Here is an 18,634-nt window from a genome sequence, read left to right on the forward strand (position 1 = left end):
CTATTGATGAAGCGGTAGAAATGGCAAAAGGCAATCCGATTTTTGACCAGGTTGGAGGCAGTATCGAAGTGAGAGAAGTTTTAAACCGTGATTAGTAAAAACTCACATAAGGAATTGTTACCGCACTTATTCCGGCAGGAATACGCTAAAATGACGGCTGTTCTGTGCCGTCATTTTGGTTTGAAACATTTCGAAGTAGCCGAAGATATTGCAAGCGATACATTTTTAAAAGCGTCTGAACATTGGGCTATAAACGGAATACCCGAAAACCCTACTGCTTGGCTTTACACGGTTGCCAAAAATAAAACCAAAGATTATTTTAAAAATTTATCAGTCTTTGAAACGAAAATCAAAAACGAACGAACAATCAATATTCAAAGTGAACACGATTTTGAATTTGATAATCAGCTAATCTCCGACAGCCAATTAGCAATAATTTTTGCAGTCTGCAATCCTGCAAATCCAACGGAAGCACAAATCTGTTTGGCACTTCAAATCCTTTGTGGTTTTAGTGTTGAAGAAATCGCCAACGCTTTTCTTGCAAAACAAGAAACAATTAAAAAACGCTTGCAAAGGGCAAGAACCAATCTCCGCAACGATAATTTTCAAATCAAATCATTAAGCGAAACAGAAATAAAATCAAGATTAGATACAGTTTTAAAGACTTTGTATTTACTGTTTAACGAGGGTTATTTTTCCAAAACAAACAATCAGCAAATAAGAAAAAACCTTTGTTCCGAAGCCGTAAGACTGGCTTTGCTATTAACAGAAAACCCATTGACAAATACGTCACAGACAAACGCCTTACTGGCTTTAATGTGTTTCCAAAGCTCACGATTGGAAGCAAGAACCAATGATAAAGGCGAAGCTGTTTTGTTTGACGAACAGGATAGAAATTTATGGGATAAATCACTTATTGAACGAGGAAATTATTATTTGGTAAATGCTACAAATGGAAATGAAATATCAAAATACCATTTGGAAGCTGGTCTTGCTTATTGGCATACCACACCGACAGATGAATACAGATGGCAACATATTTTACAGCTTTATAACCAGCTTGTTCTTATTGAGTATTCGCCAATTACGGCACTAAACAGAACATTTGCTTTTGCTAAAGTTTACGGAAACCAAACAGCCATTTTGGAAGCAGAAAAACTAAATTTATTTGAGAGTAATTATTATCATGAATTGTTAGGCTATTTATATGCTGATACGAATATTGCCAAAGCGATTGGGCATTACAAACAAGCCATCAAAATGACCAAATCCAAAACGGAAAAACAAACATTAGAAAATGCTGTAAGACGGCTTCAAAAGGCATAGGCGTTCCGATTTACATTCTGCGACCTTTACTTTTATTTTGTTTGGGTGGCCTTGGCTGTTGTTTTTCGGATTTTCTTTGTAATCCCTTCTCCGTTTTAAGATTGTTTTTAATCAAACCAACAAGAAAGGTTTTTTCCCACGGTATTTGCTTCGCTTCAAACTGCAATTTCAAGCCTTTCTTTGCCAGTCCGTGTGTCAATTCAAATCCGTAATGCCTGTTCCATCCAATCCGGTCAAGCAGTCTTTCGGAGGGAAATTGCACAGCGATTAAATCTTTTGGAAACTCTTTGATAGTCCGGTAATCTGGTTCCTGAAATTCGTGTGTCTTCGGGTTGTATGGAATGGTATAAGTCCTTTTATCCTCATCATAGTAGTTTGCTATATTCGATAACACAATACCTTTTGAAAGAAAATCATCTTTTGGTCTGAGTTTATCCATTCGTATATCCACATAGAATGTATGTCCCTCTATATCAATGGTAGGTAGCATCCCTTTATTCACACGCAAATCATAGGCTTCCTGATTTACAGTTGTTTCAGCAACAACTTTGATATTATAAAAATCCCACGGTACAGACTTCGCAATATGGTTCATTGTAAGGTCGCTGTACAATAATCCGCTTTGCGGATTATAACCGTATTCAATGTTAGTTCCTATGGGATCAAGGTAAGTGAGGTTCGGTACTTCCAATATTACACGGTCCTCAGTTCTGTCCCGACTACCATCACGCATAACATCTGACACTTTATTTTCGCTGATATTATAAAACAGATGATAGACACCATCATCTTCATAATATAAATCGTAATGGTATTTATTTAAGAAAATCTCTTCACCTGCTCCGTTCTGGGGACGTAATGAATTGTTTTTTACATCTATCTCATATACCTTTCCGGCTAAATCGATCGTTACAGGCTCGCCATTCAACCTTTTGTTGTACACGTCCTGATTGACCATAATTTCAAAATCGCTTTTCTGCTCTATGTCTTGTTGCGTACAGCCATATTTACGGCACATACCTTCAGGGTCAATTACTCCTATACGTGGAATTTCAATAGCAAAAGCAGGGTCCGCAATCTGTGATTGCCCAAATATGCCGTTGAATAACTCGTCAAACGTTGAAGCGGACTTAATGAAATGATAGTTTTTTGTAACAGCACTATATTCAAACGAGTAGTGTGTACCCTTATCACGTATATTGTCAAAATAAATCTCATTGTGAGGATTGTCTTTTTCAATGAGGGCGATTTTCTCTATATCGAAAAGAAATGTTGTCCCTTCAATTTCAATTTCTGGCAATTCACTTTCCATATTTCCTTGTTTTAAAATACAAAGGGAAGTCTATACAAACTCCCCAATATCAAAATCACTCAAATCATCTTTCCGCAAAGTGGAAGAAGCGGCTTCCGTTTCAGATGAGAGTGTGCTGTCCAAAAGCTCGGCAATTTTTCGGGATGCACCCTCAATGGAATTTTCCAGTAGGCTGAATAATTCAGTTCCCTGTAATCTTTGAACTATCGCCACCGCTGTTTTCTTTTGAGCTTGTTCCAAATTCTCTTTTTGGAGCAATACCCCTACGGAGCTTAGTTCATCAAAGGTAACCCCCTGGGCAAGACTGTTATCGCCACCGGATATTCCGTACCTGTTCCATTCTTCTTTCTCTTCCTCCAAATCAGGTATATTACTAAAAACTTCGTCCAGCTCTTCCTGCGGAATTTGAACACCTACGGTTTCATTTTCGTCGCATTCAATGTCTAAATTACCAGGGTTTATCTCCGGATCCGTTATTTGGCTTTCTATGGCAGTGTTTGGCACTGAATGGCGTTACAGTCAGTGTAGGAGAAAAAAAACGCCAAACTTTTTACAGTTTGACGTTTTTTAAATTAGTTTGGGATTGCTTATCAGAAACTATATGTCACATTGAGATAAATTTTCTTTCGGTTTTAATCGGCAAAAGAGTAGTAGTATTTATCAAACTGGTTTCCCATACCTGCTTTTTGCTGAATCAGGCTTCAACAAAAAGCTATCGACCAGTAAATTGCTTGTCGCTTAATGTTTTTAAAAATGAAATAATGTCTTCTTTTTCCTGTTCGGTAAGTGGTATTCTGTTACCGTTATTTTTGAAAACAGGGTCTAAATTATCCGCATCTAAAACTCCATTATCAAAATAATCCAGTACATCTTTTATCGTAGCGAACTGACCGAAACTTCCGTAGGGTGCTGTGTATTCGACATTGCGTAATGACGGCACACGAAAGCTCATATAATCGTTCATATCTCCGGTAACTCTTGCCCGTCCAGCTTCATTGGAATTTGTATTTACAGGAAAACCTATGTTTCTGAAAGTTTGGTCGGTAAAGAGTTCTGTACTGTGGCAAGCGATACATTTCTGTTGAAAAACATGATATCCTTGCATTTCATTTTCGGTAAATGTAGCTTCGTTTCGTTTTACCCTGTCGTATTTGCTGTTCGCCGATACGAGCGTGTATTCATATTGGGCGATGCTTCTGTAAATTCTTTCGGGTGTTATGGTCTCATCTCCAAATGTTTTTTTGAATAGATTTACATAATCGTTATCTCCACTAATTTTACCCATTACTTCCAAGATCGATGAGGCCATTTCCTCGTGGGTAATAATCGGTACAAGTGGTTGGCTTTCTAAATTTAGTTTACTTCCGTCCCAATTGTAGAACCGCATAAATGCAAGGTTTTGAATAGGTGGTGTATTTCTAAGTCCTATTCTTCCTTCGATTCCTACTGCCTGGATATTATTGTCGGCAAAAGCCGATGCTTGGTTATGGCAGCTGGCGCAGGAAATGGTATTGTCTGCACTTAATCTTTTATCTGAGAATAGTTTCTCCCCCAATATCACTCCGTATTTTGTAGGCCTATTGGTGTAAAAAGAACTGTTCATCTCAGGAAAACCTGCAGGAGTATTAAATATCAATTCAGGATTGTCGTACAAAAATGGCTCATAATCATCGTCTTTACTACAAGATGCTACTAAAAGAATGACCAGTAGTAACCAAATTATTTTTCTCATGGTCTAATGGAAATTTTGAAAAGAACCGGCTGTATCTGGCCGGCTCTGTTTACCAAATTAGTTTTCTACTTTGATAATAGAAAACATACCTTTAAGGTCACTGGTTCCGTTTCCTCCTAGGTTATCCACAAACTTTGTCATCTGAACCGCCGTGTGAATATTGGGCGTTGCATTATCATTCATCCCGGTTCCAGACGATAGTGTTATTTTGTGCGCATTTCCGCTCAACAATTTATCAAAATCTGCTTTGATGATGATTTTAGGAGCATTGACTCCCACGTTAGCATTTTGAGGCAGGTCTAGAACAATATTCCTGTACGCGTCCACACCTTGTACGTGATTACCATTTTCATCATCTTCTACGGTACTTCCGGTATGGATAGACAATTCTTTATTGTCCGTACCGTAAAACCCTTCGATTTTGGTAAAGCGGTATCCGGTTCCCCATTCCCACATCGTTTCGGTATCATTGGCACCGGCCGAGGCATAGAAATTAGGAAATCTTACCTGATCTAAAGTATTCAAATCAGTTCTTACTCCCAATCCAAATTTGATCTGTCTATATTCTGCCGTAGGAATATTGCTCAAAACATAATTCAATGTTGTTGGCTTAGCATGATTTACAATCGTTGCTCCTTTGTCCAGATCGTTTACGTTATAAGGGACTTCCGTGCCGTCCGCTTTTACAAGACGAATATTGCTGATCACATATTTCAATTCCGAAAAATGGTGTACTTGCCCGGCATCGGAAGTGTTTGCGGTAGCATTAGAAGAAGTTGCTCCACCCAAGACAATTTCGGTATCTCCAAAAGTGTTTTTGAACTCAAGTTTTACTTTGTTTGCAACAGGTGCATCATCATCTTTGCTACAAGATACTAACGCCAATGAAACGGCAGACAACAATAGGTACTTTTTTAGATTTTTCATTTTTTTAAAATTTAATTATTAATATTGATCTACTTTGTAGTTAAAAATTTATCTTCAAAGACGTAAAAATATTACGTCCCATTCTCGGAATATTTCCCCAATCAGCATACGTACTGTAATGTTCGTTTAATATGTTTTCCGCCCCCATCTGAAAAATACTTCTAACGTTTTTGATATAGAATGTATAATCGGCCGAAATATTCCAAACCGTATATTTAGGTGTTTCATCTTCTCCATATTCTGGACTATAATGGACCTGTGCCAGATCACCGTTTACCGAAGTTTGAACCCCGAATTTCTTATAATGATATTGGAGTGAAGTCTGATAACTCAGCGGACGGATAAAGGGTAGATTACCGTCTTTATCGTCTTGTCCACGAGCATAAGTCAGTGTACCATTCCAATGCAAATGATCCAAAATATTGTATCTCGCATTAAGTGAAAAATTAAACAACCTAGCATAATCCAATGAAGTATAACCTTTAACGCCAACTGATTGGTAATTCATCGGACTGCCCAAGCTCAAGATCTTCCCAATAATATAGTTTTGGATATGGAAGTAGTTTACTTTGGCCTCTATGCTCATTTTTTCCTTTTTTAAACCAGCACTTGCATTGGCTTCATAAGAAATTTCATTTTTCAGATCGGGATTTCCTATGTAATCATAGCGGTCGAAACTATTGTAAATATAATAGCCATAACCTTCCGATACGGACGGAGCTCTGTGTCCATAACCCGCACCGACCGAAAAGTTAAAATCGCTGATATTTAATATATAGTTTGCGTTCAGGCTTGGTAAAAGACGTGTCTTTTCTTGGGGAGCTCCCGGATAAAAAATCCAGTTAAAGTCCACATATTTGGAATGGTTGTAGTTTACACCCAATGAACCACCAAAATTGACCTGACTTTTTTCGGTAAAGTCTAATGAATTATTTACCGAAAGTCCTGCATATCGGGTAGTCACCCAAGGCCAACTGTAGGCAAACATTGTCCGTTCGCTTCTGTCTTGTGGATACATACGCATTTCCGCTATGGACAAATTATTATAGGCATTGAGTTGAATTTCTGACGAAAGATTGTCTTTTATCAGATTGACTTTTGATACCAACCCATATGTCGTACTCCAGCCCGGCATATCCATATGCACCAGGTTTTCGGGTCTTTTGGTGTCGTCCATATAATGTTCTATAGCATTGAAATAGATTTTAGAGTCCCAAACTCTTATCAATCCTTCCTCAAATAACTGCTTATATGCAACTGATGTAATCAAAGCCCTGGAAAGCCATAAATCCATTGGAAGGGCAGGATATCCGACATCTTTTGCGACGTCAAAAATGGCATCGGCCCTTAATGAAGATAGTGGACTTGTTTTATAGGCCAAGCCCAATGAAGTATTGAATTTGTTGAATTGTGAATGATTTACTTCATCGTTATTTCCGTCAGAATAATTCTCTGCCTTTCGGTAAGAGATACTTCCGTCTGCGACAAATTTATCACTCGAATACGATACATTCCCGAGATTGAAAAACTGCTTATTGTTAAACTCAAATCCCGTTTGGTAACTTCCTCTCCAGTTCTTTTCATCTGTGAATGCCGTGCTTTTTCTCTTCAAATCGATACTTCCTGCAATGGTGGAGCCATGCATGCTTCCTTCTTGTCCTGACTTGATATCAATTGTAGCCAGATTATTGCTCTCTACATATGAAGTAATCGGATCCATCTTATCGGTACAGGCTCCAAAAATGTGCATACCGTCAATTGTAATTGTTGAACGTTCGGTACTCATATTATTGAGCAACGGCTCCCAAGCATAAGCCCCTCTTTTGATAAAACTGATATTTTCGGAAGACGCCAAAAATTCATCCACAGAAACAGCCATTTTCATTTCGGTTTCAATCTTTTTTTTGACTGCAGCAGTTATTATGACTTCTTCGAGTTCGGTTACCTTCGTACTGTCATTTTCTACCCTTGCGTTTTGGCCATTGGCACTTATTCCCCAGCAAAGCAATAGTATGGTTATATATCTCATAGCATCAGAATAATATGTCAATATAAAGTTCACTTTTTGCGCCCTCGATTCCAGGGGTAAAATCAGTCGGCACTTCTGTTCCTTTGATGACTTCTCCGTTTTGATTTTGCAGTATGAAATTCAAAGTCCAGTTTCCTGTCATCGTATAATTGACCACTCCGTAATACAAACCGTCATTTTGTTGCGTCAAATCCTGGTTATTCGGAGACGAATGATTTCCCATCGACGGTTCGGGCATTCTCGGATCTAACAACAGGGTATGATTGCTCACTTCGGAATATGAAAACTGTGACGGGTCGGGAAAATTTCCGGCAGGTGTAGTTGGTTGATTGTATTTATAAATCCCTGCAACCAATTCGTTTTCGGCAACCTTAGGTTTTTGAGGAGCAACGAGTGCAATAAAATACTGTTCCCCGTCATTTCCTATAAATGCGGACATATTAAGGTTTTTATTGGTTTGCACTTGCACATTAATAGGTTGATGAACCGTAAATGTTTGAGCATTGTCCGAAAAGCTGATATAAACTTCCCAACGCTCCATAGGGTCGCTTTCACTTGTAAATACAGCATATCCCGAATAGAATTGCTCGTCTGAGTTGTAAACCAAATCATACCTGTGGGGGCATGAAGTAGTGTTATTGCTATCGGAATTTGTAAGTAACGGTAATAAAGTAACATCCGAGCCATTCAAAGGCTGATTGGTTTGGGTGTTGACAATTTTTAACCGAATTTCATTATATCCTTTAAAAAAAGTTCCGTTCAATGCTTCGACACTGATTGAATAACCATTGGTATGTAGGGAAACGGCTTCTTTAAATTCAAAGTATTCCGTAACATCCCTGCGCATCTCTGCTTCAAAATCAGTTTTGTCTATCGTACAGGAGGTAACCGTAAAACACAGTACGACTACCATAAATTTGAAAAACTTCATTAGTAAAATATTTTTAAATATTTCATTTTTGAAAAATTTAAGTGATAGCAGTGGCTGCACGGCACGGCTCATTGACAAACCATTCGTACAGATGTCTGCAAAAATTTCGATAAAGTGACGGGTAACCCAATGGCAATGACTGTATGCTCGTGAACATACGCCTGACTATATCAATGTAACATCATACCATCGCATAACTTGTCACTACAACACGTAATGATGTTACGCTATCGTATAAGCCGTTGATACAATACAGCCAGCATTATACTGATCGTATAATACATAGATACAAACATGGTAAATCATCATAGCATAGCGTATGGATGATAAGACCAGATTGCCATAAAAATTGGGAAAGCTAAATATACTTAGCTAAGTGCAGATGTGTCGGGCGGTTTTACTAAATGCGAAGTAAAAAGGAATGAGTATAACTGATTATAGTATGCGGGTGGCTTCACTTCTTCGACAAAAAGCAGTTTATCGCTTACAATATAAACAGGCGTAACGACATTAAAATAAACAACTTCAGTTTGTAACTGTTTCAGCCTGTTTGAAGCATCGTTGTCTTCCTGCTCCTTTTGCATTTTTGCCAAATAACATTTTCCGTTACATTTGAGCTGCGGACGGCTTTTGTTTTCGCAAAACATAGAAACAAACAGCTTTGTATCGTATTCGTAAATAGTATATAACACAGGATTTTTCATTATGCTCATGAGCATAATGAAAAGGAAAAATGTGCTTGCTATTTTAGATACTGCTTTCAAAAAACTATGGCGTAAAAATTACCGCAAAGGTACTAATTTATTTCCTTTAGCCAAAAGGACATATCAAATAGTTGGTCATTTAACATCAAAAAAATTATAAAAAACTCTCAATATCAAAATCACTCAAATCACTGTTCCGCAAAGTGGAAGAACCGGCTTCCGTTTCAGATGAGAGTGTGCTGTCCAAAAGCTCGGCAATTTTTCGGGATGCACCCTCAATGGAATTTTCCAGCAGGCTGAATAATTCAGTTCCCTGTAATCTTTGAACTATCGCCACCGCTGTTTCCTTTTGAGCTTGTTCCAAATTCTCTTTTTGGAGCAATGCCCCTACGGAGCTTAGTTCATCAAAGGTAACCCCCTGGGCAAGACTGTTATCGCCACCGGATATTCCGTACCTGTTCCATTCTTCTTCCTCTTCCTCCAGATCAGGTATATTACTGAAAACTTCGTCCAGCTCTTCCTGCGGAATTTGAACACCTACGGTTTCGTTTTCGTCGTATTCAATATCTAAATTAGCTGGATCGAACGCCTGTTCCTCTATTTGGCGTTCATTGGCGCTGTTTGGCGGCGAAAGTCGTTTTACAGGCTTGGGCTGACCCATTATATCGGGCAGGTTCGGATTGACTTTTTCCAGCGTTGGTTTTTTCTCCGACCTTTTCTTAATGACAATCTTGTCCTGCAAAAGCAGGGCAATGATTATCAGCAGGCATGTCACAATTACTGTTTCCATAATCAAAGGAATGTTTTAGGAGCTTCTTTAAACAGGGTTTTAATGTCATCTCCACGATCCTGAAAATGCTGTTTCAGCACATTGTATAGATAATCGGAAATTGTGATTTTTCCATTGCCAAGCATAAAAACAATACGGGATATGTTCTGGTGGAACTCCTCACTAATATAAACTGTTTTGCCATTTCGAGCCAAAAACTCAGTAGGCTGTAAAAAATTGCTCTTGTATTCTCCGATACAATCAGGCTGTTTCTTTTTCTTAAATAAATTTTTCATAATCAAATACTTTATAAAATGGGTTTAAAACGTTCATTGAAATAATCTGTAATATCATCACCAAACTCCCTGAAGTGGTGTTCAAGGATATTGTCAATGTATGAATAGAGGGTTGTTTTTTCCTCCCTTGTCAATTGCACAATACGGAGCAGCCTTTCGTGATATTCAGGACGAATGTAGACGACCTTGCCGCTACGACCGGGCGGAAACCGATTGACCAAAAATGTTTCCTCGTAGTCCGCTTTCTTTGATGAGCTGCTTCGGGATTTTTCTTTAGGCTTCGCCTTGATTTCCTTTGGCTCTGGCTCTTGCTGACTATTTTGGGGTGGAGCAACAGGTTCGTCGCCACTGATGATATTCATCAAATAATCCTCATCAACATCCGGCTTTTTAAAATCGTTGTTTTTGTTATCTGTACTCATAGTTTATCGCATTTATAGATGAGTGATTTTTAAAAATTCCTCGATAAACAAATCCATTTTCGTTGCTTTCAACAATTGTGTTTCGGCTGGCAGTAAGCTTGACCTGAATACATAATTTTCGGTATCATCCGTTTCCTTTCGGAAACGCTTGCTGTCCATTATCCTGGTTTCCATTATGGGCAGATTGAGTTGCCGGATGACACTTTGATAAGCCTCGTACAAGCCTGTTTTTTCCCTGCCGTCCACCTGGTTCCAGAACAGCCACAACTCCTGCTCATCGTTTCCCTCGATGGTTTTTGGGAGTTCAAGAAAGGCTTTGGTAAAGCCCAATGTACTTTCCACCACCAAGCGGTCGGCGGTTATGGGCGAAAAGATAAAATCCATCATTTTCAAGGTGGTCAATACTCCTTTGGTATTGGCAGTTCCGGGCAGGTCAAAGAAAATAACATCGGGTACAATAGCCGATTGCGTTATATACTCTGATGCTTTTTCCAAAGCATATTCGGCTTTGCTTTTCATAATCGGATACGCTTTTTTGTTAATGGTTTGAAACTGCTTCATTGCCGCCTTTTTGTGATACTCATTTTGCATTAAGGTCTTCTTATCCCGTTCACGCATATTGGTCAGGCTGTGCTGCGGAAAGTCGCAATCCAATACCAGGACATTAAAGCCTAACCGGTAGTGGAGCACACTTGCCAGTAAGGTGGTCATTGTCGATTTTCCCACACCTCCCTTTTGGGTGGAGAAGCTGATTTTTAAAGTTTTCTTTCTTGTTTCCATTATTTAAAAATTTATTGTTACATACTTTACTTGTTTAGCAACTTTGAATATTCGTGTACTTGAATATTCCTTTGATCCCATATTCCTGCATTGTTTTTAAGAAATAAGCCTGTATGCTTTTTTGCTTTCCTTACAATCTTGTCGGATATGCTTTTGGGCAAACGGTAAACTTCACAAAAGGCAAAATGCTTTACTGCTTTTATGCTTTTACAGTTTTAAAACCTTACGCTTTTATTCCAAACTACCTGCAAGCAAATCTTGATTTCTTCCTTGTTTAAATACATTTTTTATTCCCTGCACTAAAACTGTAGGGCAAATAAAGCGAATGATTGACCTGCTGATTGATGTGTGGCAGTGTTTGGCACTCAAAGGCACTGTTTGTCCGAGTATTTCATGGCAACACTCTCTTAAAGAGGTGTTTACTTTGTAAAATGATTTTTATTAACGGATTTATGCAAAAGACTTTTGACAAATCGGAGGGTAACGGGAACGGCATCAAGCCGTTTTTCCCTGTTACATTTAATCCGTCCCGCAGGGCGGATTTTTGTGTTCACCGGAACACGGCAAGTTGTGTTTTGAGGCACTCGAAACCGAGTTTAGTGCCTCAAAACAACTTGCCCTTTGCAGGGGCAGAAAAAACCTCCGAAGTCGGCTTTTTGTGTGAATTATAAATGGATTAGTGATGAATGACAACAGGAACAGCAAACAGAACAAGTGCGGTCGCAAGCCAAAACTCAACCCGAGCATCCACCGCCACGTTTTCCGTCTTACAGATGAGGAAAATGCCAAACTTTTATCGCTTTTTGAAGCATCGGGAATGCCCAATAAAGCAAAGTTTATCATTTCGCAGGTGTTTGGAAAGGAAATGAAGTCGGTCAAAATTGATAAAGGAACGGTTGATTTTTATATGCGACTGACTTCGTTTCACAGTCAGTTTCGGGCAATAGGCGTGAATTACAATCAGATTGTGAAGCTGTTGTACCGTCATTTTTCGGAGAAAAAAGCCGCAGCGTTCCTTTACAAATTGGAAAAACAGACGGCTGAAATGGCGGTATTGTGTCAAAAAATCATTCAGATAACCGAAGAATTTGAAGCCAAACATCTGAAAAAACAGCGTTAGACCTGGATGAGCTATCCATTAAAAGATAAAAATCAATAGCTCATCCACGCTTCATTACCATTAAGAAAATAAAAAAATCAATGAAAAATGATAGCAAAAATCGGAAGAAGCGAAAATTTGTACGGTGCATTGGCGTATAACAATCAGAAAGTGGAGAATGAAAACGGGAAAATTCTGTTCACAAATAAGATAATTGAAACGCCAAGCGGGAATTATTCCGTTGCACAATTAACCCAATCTTTTGAACCGTACCTCATCGCAAATCGCAATACGCAATATCATACCTTGCATATTTCGCTCAATCCCGACCCAAAAGATAAAGTTAGCGATGACAAGTATAGAGAAATGGCACAAGAATATATGCGGGAAATGGGTTACGGCGAACAGCCTTTTGTGGTCTTCAAACATACCGATATTGACCGTAGTCATATCCATATCGTATCGGTCTGCGTGGATGAACAGGGCGTGAAAATTTCGGATAGTTTTGAGAAAATGCGGTCTATGAATATATGCCGTGAACTGGAAAGAAAACACGGTCTGATACCTGCAACGGATAAAGAACGTAATCAGAATGATAAGGTTTTTCGTCCGGTGTATTATCGGGCAGGTGACGTAAAAAGTCAGATAGCTTCAGTAGTCCGACACCTGCCGAACTATTATCAACACCAAACTTTGGGAGAATATAATGCTTTGCTATCCCTGTTCAATATTACCACCGAGAAAGTGGAGGGCGAATTACACGGAAAGGCACAGCAGGGTTTATTGTACATTCCATTGAATGAGAAAGGCGAAAGAGCCGGACATCCGTTCAAGGCTTCGCTTTTCGGAAAGAACGCAGGGCTTCCGGCTTTGGAACTGCATTTTGAGAAATGCAAAACAACCCTGAAAGACACCCCGACCAAACAGACCTTAAAATCAGCCGTTACCATTGCACTGCAATCCACGGGCAATGAACAGGCTTTTAAAAGACAATTAGGGGAACAAGGGATTAATGTTGTGGTGCGTAGAAATGACACCGGACGTATTTACGGAATAACGTTTATTGACCACAATTCTAAAAGCGTTTGGAACGGTTCACGCTTAGGCAAGGAACTTTCTGCCAATACCTTTAATGATTATTGGAACAATAACATCAAACCGGAGATTAAAGAACCTGCCTTACAACCACCAAAAATATCCACATCAAATGATGTGGATATTCCTGCGGAAGAACCACATCATTTGTTTGACTTTCTGAATACTACTGAAAGACACGAAGACGGCTTGATAGAAGCCGTTGGCGGTTTGCTCATACCCGAAGCACAGGGCGAAGATTACGAGGAACAGGATTTTACCAATAAGATGAAGAAAAAAAGAAAACGCCAAAGAGGTCAGAAATAGATTCTTATTATTTCTTGATATGTTGCTTGAAATACACAAAATGATGTTCAATAGACTTATTCCAATATTCTGTGTTATGATTGCCCGGCTGACTTATGAAAGTTGTCGGGATTTCCAGACTATCAGTTAAGGGTTTTAAATTTTCAGAGTTTGGATATAAAATATCGTCTGTTCCGCAGTCAAAAATGAACGGTTTTTTGAAGTTGGGATTTTGCTTTAATAATGTTGAAATACTGTACTTGTTCCAATCTTCTTTTGTAGGATTTCCGAGATTTTTTATTAAATCGTCTGTCACTCTGTTTGTCTGCCAAAACTGTTGGCTTACTTTCTGAAAATTAGGATAGTCGATTTCTAAAGCTCCGCTTGTAGAGCCTGCCGTATTAAAATAGTCAGGGTTTAAAATGAAATACCGCAAAGCCCCGTAACCACCCATACTCAAACCACTTATAAAGATATTTTTATTGTCAGTATTAAAAGACTGATGAACTTTGGGAACTAACTCTTTGAAGAAAAAGTCCTCATAACGTGAGCCTTTGTTTATCGGGCTGTTGATATAGTAAGACGTAAAACCATCTGGCGTTACAATGACAAAACCGTATTCGTCAGCCAATTTTTGTAAATCTGTTGTCTGCGACCATTGTTTGTAGTTTTCGCTGTAACCGTGAAGTAAATAAACCAAAGGATATTTTGCAGTTTCGTTGTATGTTTTTGGTTTGAAAACAAAAACGGTGTCAGGGTTTGCCAAATACTCCGATTTTAAAATCCATTTTTCCTGTGCTTGTAGTGAAAAGTTTATCATTAATAAACCAATCAACATAAAAATTGCTCTATTCATATTTAATATATTTGTTGCAAAATTCAGCAAGCATTTTGTCGTATGCAATAACGAACAAAATTGTGAGCCTCTATAAAGTTGACAGTTATGCGTAAAGAAAATTCTACCAATGCGATAAATGAACAGTTTTTGTTTCAGGTATGCGAATTAAATTCAGCAATTGCAATGATTAGCGGTCGTTGGAAGTCGCAAATTGTTTATTCCATTTCGCAGGGAAACAATCGTTTTCATTTGTTAAAAAAGGAATTACCGAATATTTCTGAACAGGTTTTGGGTCGGCAACTCAAAGAATTGGAAGCTCACGCAATACTTGTCAAAAGGGAAATTCCCGAAACTGTTCCTTTCGGAATTGAATATATATTAACAAATAAAGGATTAGATTTAGTCCCAATTTTGGAAAGCCTTTGTAATTGGGGGAAAACCTATGAGAAAGGAAAAGAAATTTCAGTTTGCTCAATGTAGTGGTACTCTTAATCTGGTCAAACACCGCCAAACACCGCCATCGACTACCACTTAATTAATGTCCATCCTTTTACCATTTAAATTCACGCCCGAACATTAAAATTTATAATAATGCAGGGAGAAGACGATTTAAGAGGGCTTGCCAAGATTATGGCATTTATGCGGGCAGTAAGTATACTATTGGTACTAATGCACCTCTACTGGTTTTGTTATGGATTTTTTGTTGAACAAGGTTGGGTACTAGAGATTATCAATAAGATACTGGGTAATTTCGACCGGACTGCGGGACTGTTTTCACATACGCTTTACACCAAAGTGTTTGCTGTTATTTTGCTTGCGTTAAGCTGTCTGGGTACCAAGGGTGTGAAGAACGAAAAAATAACTTGGTCTAAAATTTATGTAGCACTGGGCATAGGATTTATACTTTTTTTCCTCAACACGCCACTTCTAAAACTTTCGCCACTTATAGGTACGTTCTTTTACATACTCACGCTTTCTCTTGGATATATAGCATTACTGATGGCCGGCGCATGGATCACCCGTTTATTGAAGAACAACCTCATGGATGATGTTTTCAATAACGAGAACGAAAGTTTTCAGCAGGAAACTAAATTGATGGAAAATGAATATTCCGTCAATCTTCCAACAAAGTTTTATTACAAGAACAAATGGAATGACGGTTGGATAAACATCGTCAATCCATTTAGGGCAACCATTGTGTTGGGTACTCCCGGTTCGGGAAAATCGTATGCCATAGTAAACAACTATATCAAGCAACAAATCGAAAAAGGCTTTTCGATGTACATATATGATTTTAAATTCGACGACCTATCTACCATTGCCTACAATCACTTACTGAAGCACAGGGATAAATACAAAATTCAGCCGAAATTCTATGTGATAAACTTTGACGACCCACGCAAGAGCCACCGATGCAATCCACTCAATCCCCAATTTATGACCGACATTTCGGATGCTTATGAAGCAGCTTATACCATCATGTTGAACCTGAATCGTTCGTGGATACAGAAGCAAGGTGATTTTTTTGTAGAATCTCCAATTATCCTTTTGGCTGCCATCATCTGGTATTTGAAAATATATGATAACGGTAAGTATTGTACGTTTCCGCACGCCATTGAGTTGTTAAATAAAAAGTACTCGGATGTATTTACAATTCTCACATCCTATTCCGAACTGGAAAACTATTTATCTCCCTTTATGGATGCGTGGCAAGGAGGAGCACAAGATCAGTTACAAGGACAAATTGCTTCGGCTAAAATTCCTTTATCAAGAATGATTTCACCACAATTGTATTGGGTAATGACAGGCGATGATTTTTCATTGGACATTAGTACTGATGCGTTAAGTTTTTGCATCAAATAAATTCCACAAATTTTGTTCTTTGACGTTTTGATTTTTTTGATCTTGAACTATTAGCTCTTTCAACGGTGTTTTATCGAAAGCTGACACCCCTAGTATTTGTATGATTTCGTAAATAGATAATGAGCTTTTCAGAGTAAGTTTGACCAGAGCTATAATCAGGTAGGTGCAGATCGCTGTCCAGATGTGGATATTAACTGCATTTTCCGAGTGTCCCCAAAGTGACTTAATGACTAGATTCTGTTTTATCCACTTAAAAAACACCTCTATCTGCCATCTATGGCGATAAAGTCGTGCAATTTCAAGTGCTGACACATCAAAATTATTGGCTAGGAAGAGCAGTTCGACCTCTTTTTCTTGGTCATAATATCGTACCAGTCTTAGCGGTTCAGGATAAAGTTTTTTAGACTTGTATCCGTTTAGTACAATAGTGTCATCCGCCAATAGCCCTGTCGAAGGATCGATGTTGAAATTACTTTCAATAATGGAGAAATCCATTGTGGATTTGGCTCTGGTGATAAAATATGCGCCACGAGTGTTTATGCCTTGTAATGCAGCAAAGTCAATATAGGCCCTGTCCATGATATAGATCGAATCGGGTGTCGTGATCAGGTTATCCAGCACGTTGCTGTCGTGATATTTACCATCAGTAACTAGAATAAATGCGGGAATACTACCTCTTAGATCCAACAAAGTATGTACTTTGACCGCTCCCCGGGAGTATTTACCGGGTGCCCAATTGAACAATTTGAGGCTGAGCGAAATGGTGGTGGAATCCAAGGCAAATACTTCACCTGCAATGTCTACTCCCGCAATACGTTCGTTACTGTACAGAGGTCTGATCTTACCGATCAGATAATTTCCAAAATCGGAGAAAATACGATAGTCACGGACTTCATTTGCCCTAGATAAAGTAGATTGATTTACATACTTGCGAATCCCTAGGTGATACAACTTATTCTGGTGTGCTTTCAAACATACGCAAATGTCCCGAAGCGAGTTGCGTGAAGTTAACTGCCCAAAAAACAGTTGAACAAACAGGTTCCAACAGTTAAATTCTCTTGTTCGGAAGTCTCCATTGTATTTTTCTACACATTTATCGAACTCGTATCTGTCAATAAACTGAAGAAGTTGAGAGAAAACATACTTTCCTGAATTCATAGCCACATTTTTAAAGTGACAAAGCTACAGGTAAATTCAAATCAAAAAATCAAAGAACGAATATAATATATTAATAAACAGATGATTATGTTAAGTTTTAAAAACTTAACGCATCACTAGTAATTGGACATCAATAATCCCAAAGAACCAAAGATATTGTGTGTAGGAAATAATCCTGATCGTCAGAATATTTATTCGGCAGCTTTGGGGTTGTACAATTCAAGAATTGTAAAGCTCATCAACAAGAAAGGACAACTCAAAAGTTCTGTTATCATTGACGAGTTACCTACGATATATTTCCGAGGACTGGATAACTTGATAGCTACTGCTCGAAGCAATAAGGTTGCTGTTTGTTTGGGCTTTCAGGACTTTTCACAATTAATTCGAGATTACGGCGACAAGGAAGCTAAGGTAATTCAGAATACGGTAGGTAATATTTTTAGTGGTCAGGTCGTTGGCGAAACGGCAAAGAGCCTCTCTGAACGCTTCGGAAAAGTATTACAGAAACGGCAAAGTATGACCATCAATCGTAACGATAAATCTACTTCTATTTCTACCCAATTAGACAGCCTTATTCCTGCATCGAAAATTTCAACATTGACACAAGGTATGTTTGTCGGTGCTATCTCCGATAACTTTGACGAGCGTATCGAGCAAAAGATTTTTCACGCTGAAATTGTTGTGGACAATGAAAAGGTTGCAGCCGAAACCAAAGCCTACCAGAAGATACCGGAAATCCTATCTTTTGTAGATGAGCAGGGAGCGGACAAAATGAAACAGGAAATTGAAAGCAATTACCGCCGGATAAAATCAGACATTGTGCATATTGTTGAAAGTGAAATAGAACGTATCAAGAATGACCCCGATTTACAGCATTTGGTGCAAGAAGGGTAAAATCAAACTTTCCATCCGCCAGATTTTTGCTGTATATCCCACATTTTCCGGTAAATACCGTTTTTATCCAACAGCTCCGAATGATTTCCGTTTTCGGCGATTTTTCCGTCCTCCAAAACCAATATTTGATCGGCTTTTTGAATGGTTGCCAATTTGTGGGTAATAACTACAACG

General features: G+C 38.6%; 16 protein-coding genes and 3 pseudogenes. 6 read left to right on the forward strand and 13 right to left on the reverse strand.

What is annotated here, in order from left to right; translation table 11 throughout:
* Positions 1–87 precede the first annotated feature (87 nt).
* Entirely contained in the window at positions 88–1,326 is a 1,239-nt protein-coding gene (locus FM107_RS10240; protein WP_143559471.1) for an RNA polymerase sigma factor, read from the forward strand.
* 10 nt (positions 1,327–1,336) lie between these two features.
* Here the strand turns inward: FM107_RS10240 and FM107_RS10245 are convergent, their stop codons facing one another.
* The 11 genes and pseudogenes from FM107_RS10245 to FM107_RS10295 form a co-directional block, all read right to left on the reverse strand.
* Entirely contained in the window at positions 1,337–2,638 is a 1,302-nt protein-coding gene (locus FM107_RS10245; RefSeq protein ID WP_086948426.1) for a hypothetical protein, read from the reverse strand.
* A gap of 30 nt (positions 2,639–2,668) precedes the next feature.
* A pseudogene (locus tag FM107_RS10250) lies at positions 2,669–3,145 on the reverse strand (conjugal transfer protein TraD); the annotation flags it as partial.
* Positions 3,146–3,350: 205 nt separating this feature from the next.
* Positions 3,351–4,370 carry a cytochrome-c peroxidase gene (locus tag FM107_RS10255; protein WP_086948427.1) on the reverse strand — a complete coding sequence of 340 codons (1,020 nt, stop codon included), beginning with the start codon at positions 4,368–4,370 and terminating at the stop codon, positions 3,351–3,353.
* A 57-nt stretch (positions 4,371–4,427) separates the two neighbouring features.
* On the reverse strand, positions 4,428–5,297 hold the full coding sequence (locus FM107_RS10260; RefSeq protein WP_086948428.1) for an MbnP family protein: 870 nt from the start codon (positions 5,295–5,297) through the stop codon (positions 4,428–4,430).
* A 40-nt stretch (positions 5,298–5,337) separates the two neighbouring features.
* On the reverse strand, positions 5,338–7,326 hold the full coding sequence (locus tag FM107_RS10265; RefSeq protein ID WP_086948429.1) for a TonB-dependent siderophore receptor: 1,989 nt from the start codon (positions 7,324–7,326) through the stop codon (positions 5,338–5,340).
* Positions 7,327–7,330: 4 nt separating this feature from the next.
* Entirely contained in the window at positions 7,331–8,257 is a 927-nt protein-coding gene (locus tag FM107_RS10270) for a hypothetical protein (protein ID WP_086948466.1), read from the reverse strand.
* Between the two features lie 368 nt (positions 8,258–8,625).
* Complete coding sequence (locus FM107_RS10275) at positions 8,626–8,970, reverse strand: hypothetical protein (RefSeq protein ID WP_143559472.1); 345 nt, start codon at positions 8,968–8,970, stop codon at positions 8,626–8,628.
* 145 nt (positions 8,971–9,115) lie between these two features.
* A complete protein-coding gene (locus tag FM107_RS10280; protein ID WP_086948431.1) occupies positions 9,116–9,751 on the reverse strand; it encodes a conjugal transfer protein TraD in 636 nt (211 codons plus the stop codon).
* A gap of 2 nt (positions 9,752–9,753) precedes the next feature.
* The gene (locus tag FM107_RS10285; RefSeq protein ID WP_086948432.1) at positions 9,754–10,026 is read right to left on the reverse strand and encodes a DUF3408 domain-containing protein; all 273 of its coding nucleotides are present in this window, start codon (positions 10,024–10,026) and stop codon (positions 9,754–9,756) included.
* 11 nt (positions 10,027–10,037) lie between these two features.
* Positions 10,038–10,448 (reverse strand): DUF3408 domain-containing protein, encoded by a 411-nt coding sequence (locus FM107_RS10290; RefSeq protein WP_086948433.1) that lies wholly within the window; start codon positions 10,446–10,448, stop codon positions 10,038–10,040.
* A gap of 12 nt (positions 10,449–10,460) precedes the next feature.
* Positions 10,461–11,228, reverse strand: coding sequence for a ParA family protein (locus FM107_RS10295; protein WP_086948434.1), 768 nt, complete (start codon positions 11,226–11,228; stop codon positions 10,461–10,463).
* A 682-nt stretch (positions 11,229–11,910) separates the two neighbouring features.
* Here FM107_RS10295 and mobA point away from each other — a divergent pair.
* Both mobA and mobB read left to right on the forward strand, forming a co-directional pair.
* Positions 11,911–12,348, forward strand: coding sequence for a conjugal transfer protein MobA (gene mobA, locus FM107_RS10305; protein WP_086948436.1), 438 nt, complete (start codon positions 11,911–11,913; stop codon positions 12,346–12,348).
* Positions 12,349–12,435: 87 nt separating this feature from the next.
* On the forward strand, positions 12,436–13,728 hold the full coding sequence (gene mobB, locus FM107_RS10310) for a conjugal transfer protein MobB (protein WP_086948437.1): 1,293 nt from the start codon (positions 12,436–12,438) through the stop codon (positions 13,726–13,728).
* 7 nt (positions 13,729–13,735) lie between these two features.
* Here the strand turns inward: mobB and FM107_RS10315 are convergent, their stop codons facing one another.
* The gene (locus tag FM107_RS10315; RefSeq protein ID WP_086948438.1) at positions 13,736–14,563 is read right to left on the reverse strand and encodes an alpha/beta hydrolase family protein; all 828 of its coding nucleotides are present in this window, start codon (positions 14,561–14,563) and stop codon (positions 13,736–13,738) included.
* Positions 14,564–14,650: 87 nt separating this feature from the next.
* Between FM107_RS10315 and FM107_RS10320 the strand changes: the two genes are divergently transcribed.
* Both FM107_RS10320 and FM107_RS10325 read left to right on the forward strand, forming a co-directional pair.
* Positions 14,651–15,025: a helix-turn-helix domain-containing protein gene (locus FM107_RS10320; RefSeq protein ID WP_086948439.1), complete on the forward strand. Its 375-nt coding sequence runs from the start codon at positions 14,651–14,653 to the stop codon at positions 15,023–15,025.
* A gap of 108 nt (positions 15,026–15,133) precedes the next feature.
* A pseudogene (locus tag FM107_RS10325) lies at positions 15,134–16,378 on the forward strand (YWFCY domain-containing protein); the annotation flags it as partial.
* 9 nt (positions 16,379–16,387) lie between these two features.
* Here FM107_RS10325 and FM107_RS10330 read toward each other — a convergent pair.
* On the reverse strand, positions 16,388–17,566 hold the full coding sequence (locus tag FM107_RS10330; protein ID WP_008611204.1) for an IS4 family transposase: 1,179 nt from the start codon (positions 17,564–17,566) through the stop codon (positions 16,388–16,390).
* Positions 17,567–17,689: 123 nt separating this feature from the next.
* Here FM107_RS10330 and FM107_RS10335 point away from each other — a divergent pair.
* A pseudogene (locus FM107_RS10335) lies at positions 17,690–18,460 on the forward strand (TraM recognition domain-containing protein); the annotation flags it as partial.
* Positions 18,461–18,634 lie beyond the last annotated feature (174 nt).

Origin of the sequence: Sphingobacterium sp. JB170 (assembly GCF_900163865.1) — a bacterium.
Lineage (GTDB): Bacteria > Bacteroidota > Bacteroidia > Sphingobacteriales > Sphingobacteriaceae > Sphingobacterium.

What these genes read in the sequence shown, in the direction of transcription:
- FM107_RS10285 (WP_086948432.1), bottom strand. Translation starts at nt 10,026, where the DNA reads ATGAAAAATTTATTTAAGAAAAAGAAACAGCCTGATTGTATCGGAGAA.
- FM107_RS10260 (WP_086948428.1), bottom strand. Translation starts at nt 5,297, where the DNA reads ATGAAAAATCTAAAAAAGTACCTATTGTTGTCTGCCGTTTCATTGGCG.
- FM107_RS10315 (WP_086948438.1), bottom strand. Translation starts at nt 14,563, where the DNA reads ATGAATAGAGCAATTTTTATGTTGATTGGTTTATTAATGATAAACTTT.
- FM107_RS10290 (WP_086948433.1), bottom strand. Translation starts at nt 10,448, where the DNA reads ATGAGTACAGATAACAAAAACAACGATTTTAAAAAGCCGGATGTTGAT.
- FM107_RS10320 (WP_086948439.1), top strand. Translation starts at nt 14,651, where the DNA reads ATGCGTAAAGAAAATTCTACCAATGCGATAAATGAACAGTTTTTGTTT.
- FM107_RS10280 (WP_086948431.1), bottom strand. Translation starts at nt 9,751, where the DNA reads ATGGAAACAGTAATTGTGACATGCCTGCTGATAATCATTGCCCTGCTT.
- FM107_RS10265 (WP_086948429.1), bottom strand. Translation starts at nt 7,326, where the DNA reads ATGAGATATATAACCATACTATTGCTTTGCTGGGGAATAAGTGCCAAT.
- FM107_RS10295 (WP_086948434.1), bottom strand. Translation starts at nt 11,228, where the DNA reads ATGGAAACAAGAAAGAAAACTTTAAAAATCAGCTTCTCCACCCAAAAG.
- mobB (WP_086948437.1), top strand. Translation starts at nt 12,436, where the DNA reads ATGATAGCAAAAATCGGAAGAAGCGAAAATTTGTACGGTGCATTGGCG.
- mobA (WP_086948436.1), top strand. Translation starts at nt 11,911, where the DNA reads ATGAATGACAACAGGAACAGCAAACAGAACAAGTGCGGTCGCAAGCCA.
- FM107_RS10245 (WP_086948426.1), bottom strand. Translation starts at nt 2,638, where the DNA reads ATGGAAAGTGAATTGCCAGAAATTGAAATTGAAGGGACAACATTTCTT.
- FM107_RS10270 (WP_086948466.1), bottom strand. Translation starts at nt 8,257, where the DNA reads ATGAAGTTTTTCAAATTTATGGTAGTCGTACTGTGTTTTACGGTTACC.
- FM107_RS10275 (WP_143559472.1), bottom strand. Translation starts at nt 8,970, where the DNA reads ATGAGCATAATGAAAAATCCTGTGTTATATACTATTTACGAATACGAT.
- FM107_RS10255 (WP_086948427.1), bottom strand. Translation starts at nt 4,370, where the DNA reads ATGAGAAAAATAATTTGGTTACTACTGGTCATTCTTTTAGTAGCATCT.
- FM107_RS10330 (WP_008611204.1), bottom strand. Translation starts at nt 17,566, where the DNA reads ATGAATTCAGGAAAGTATGTTTTCTCTCAACTTCTTCAGTTTATTGAC.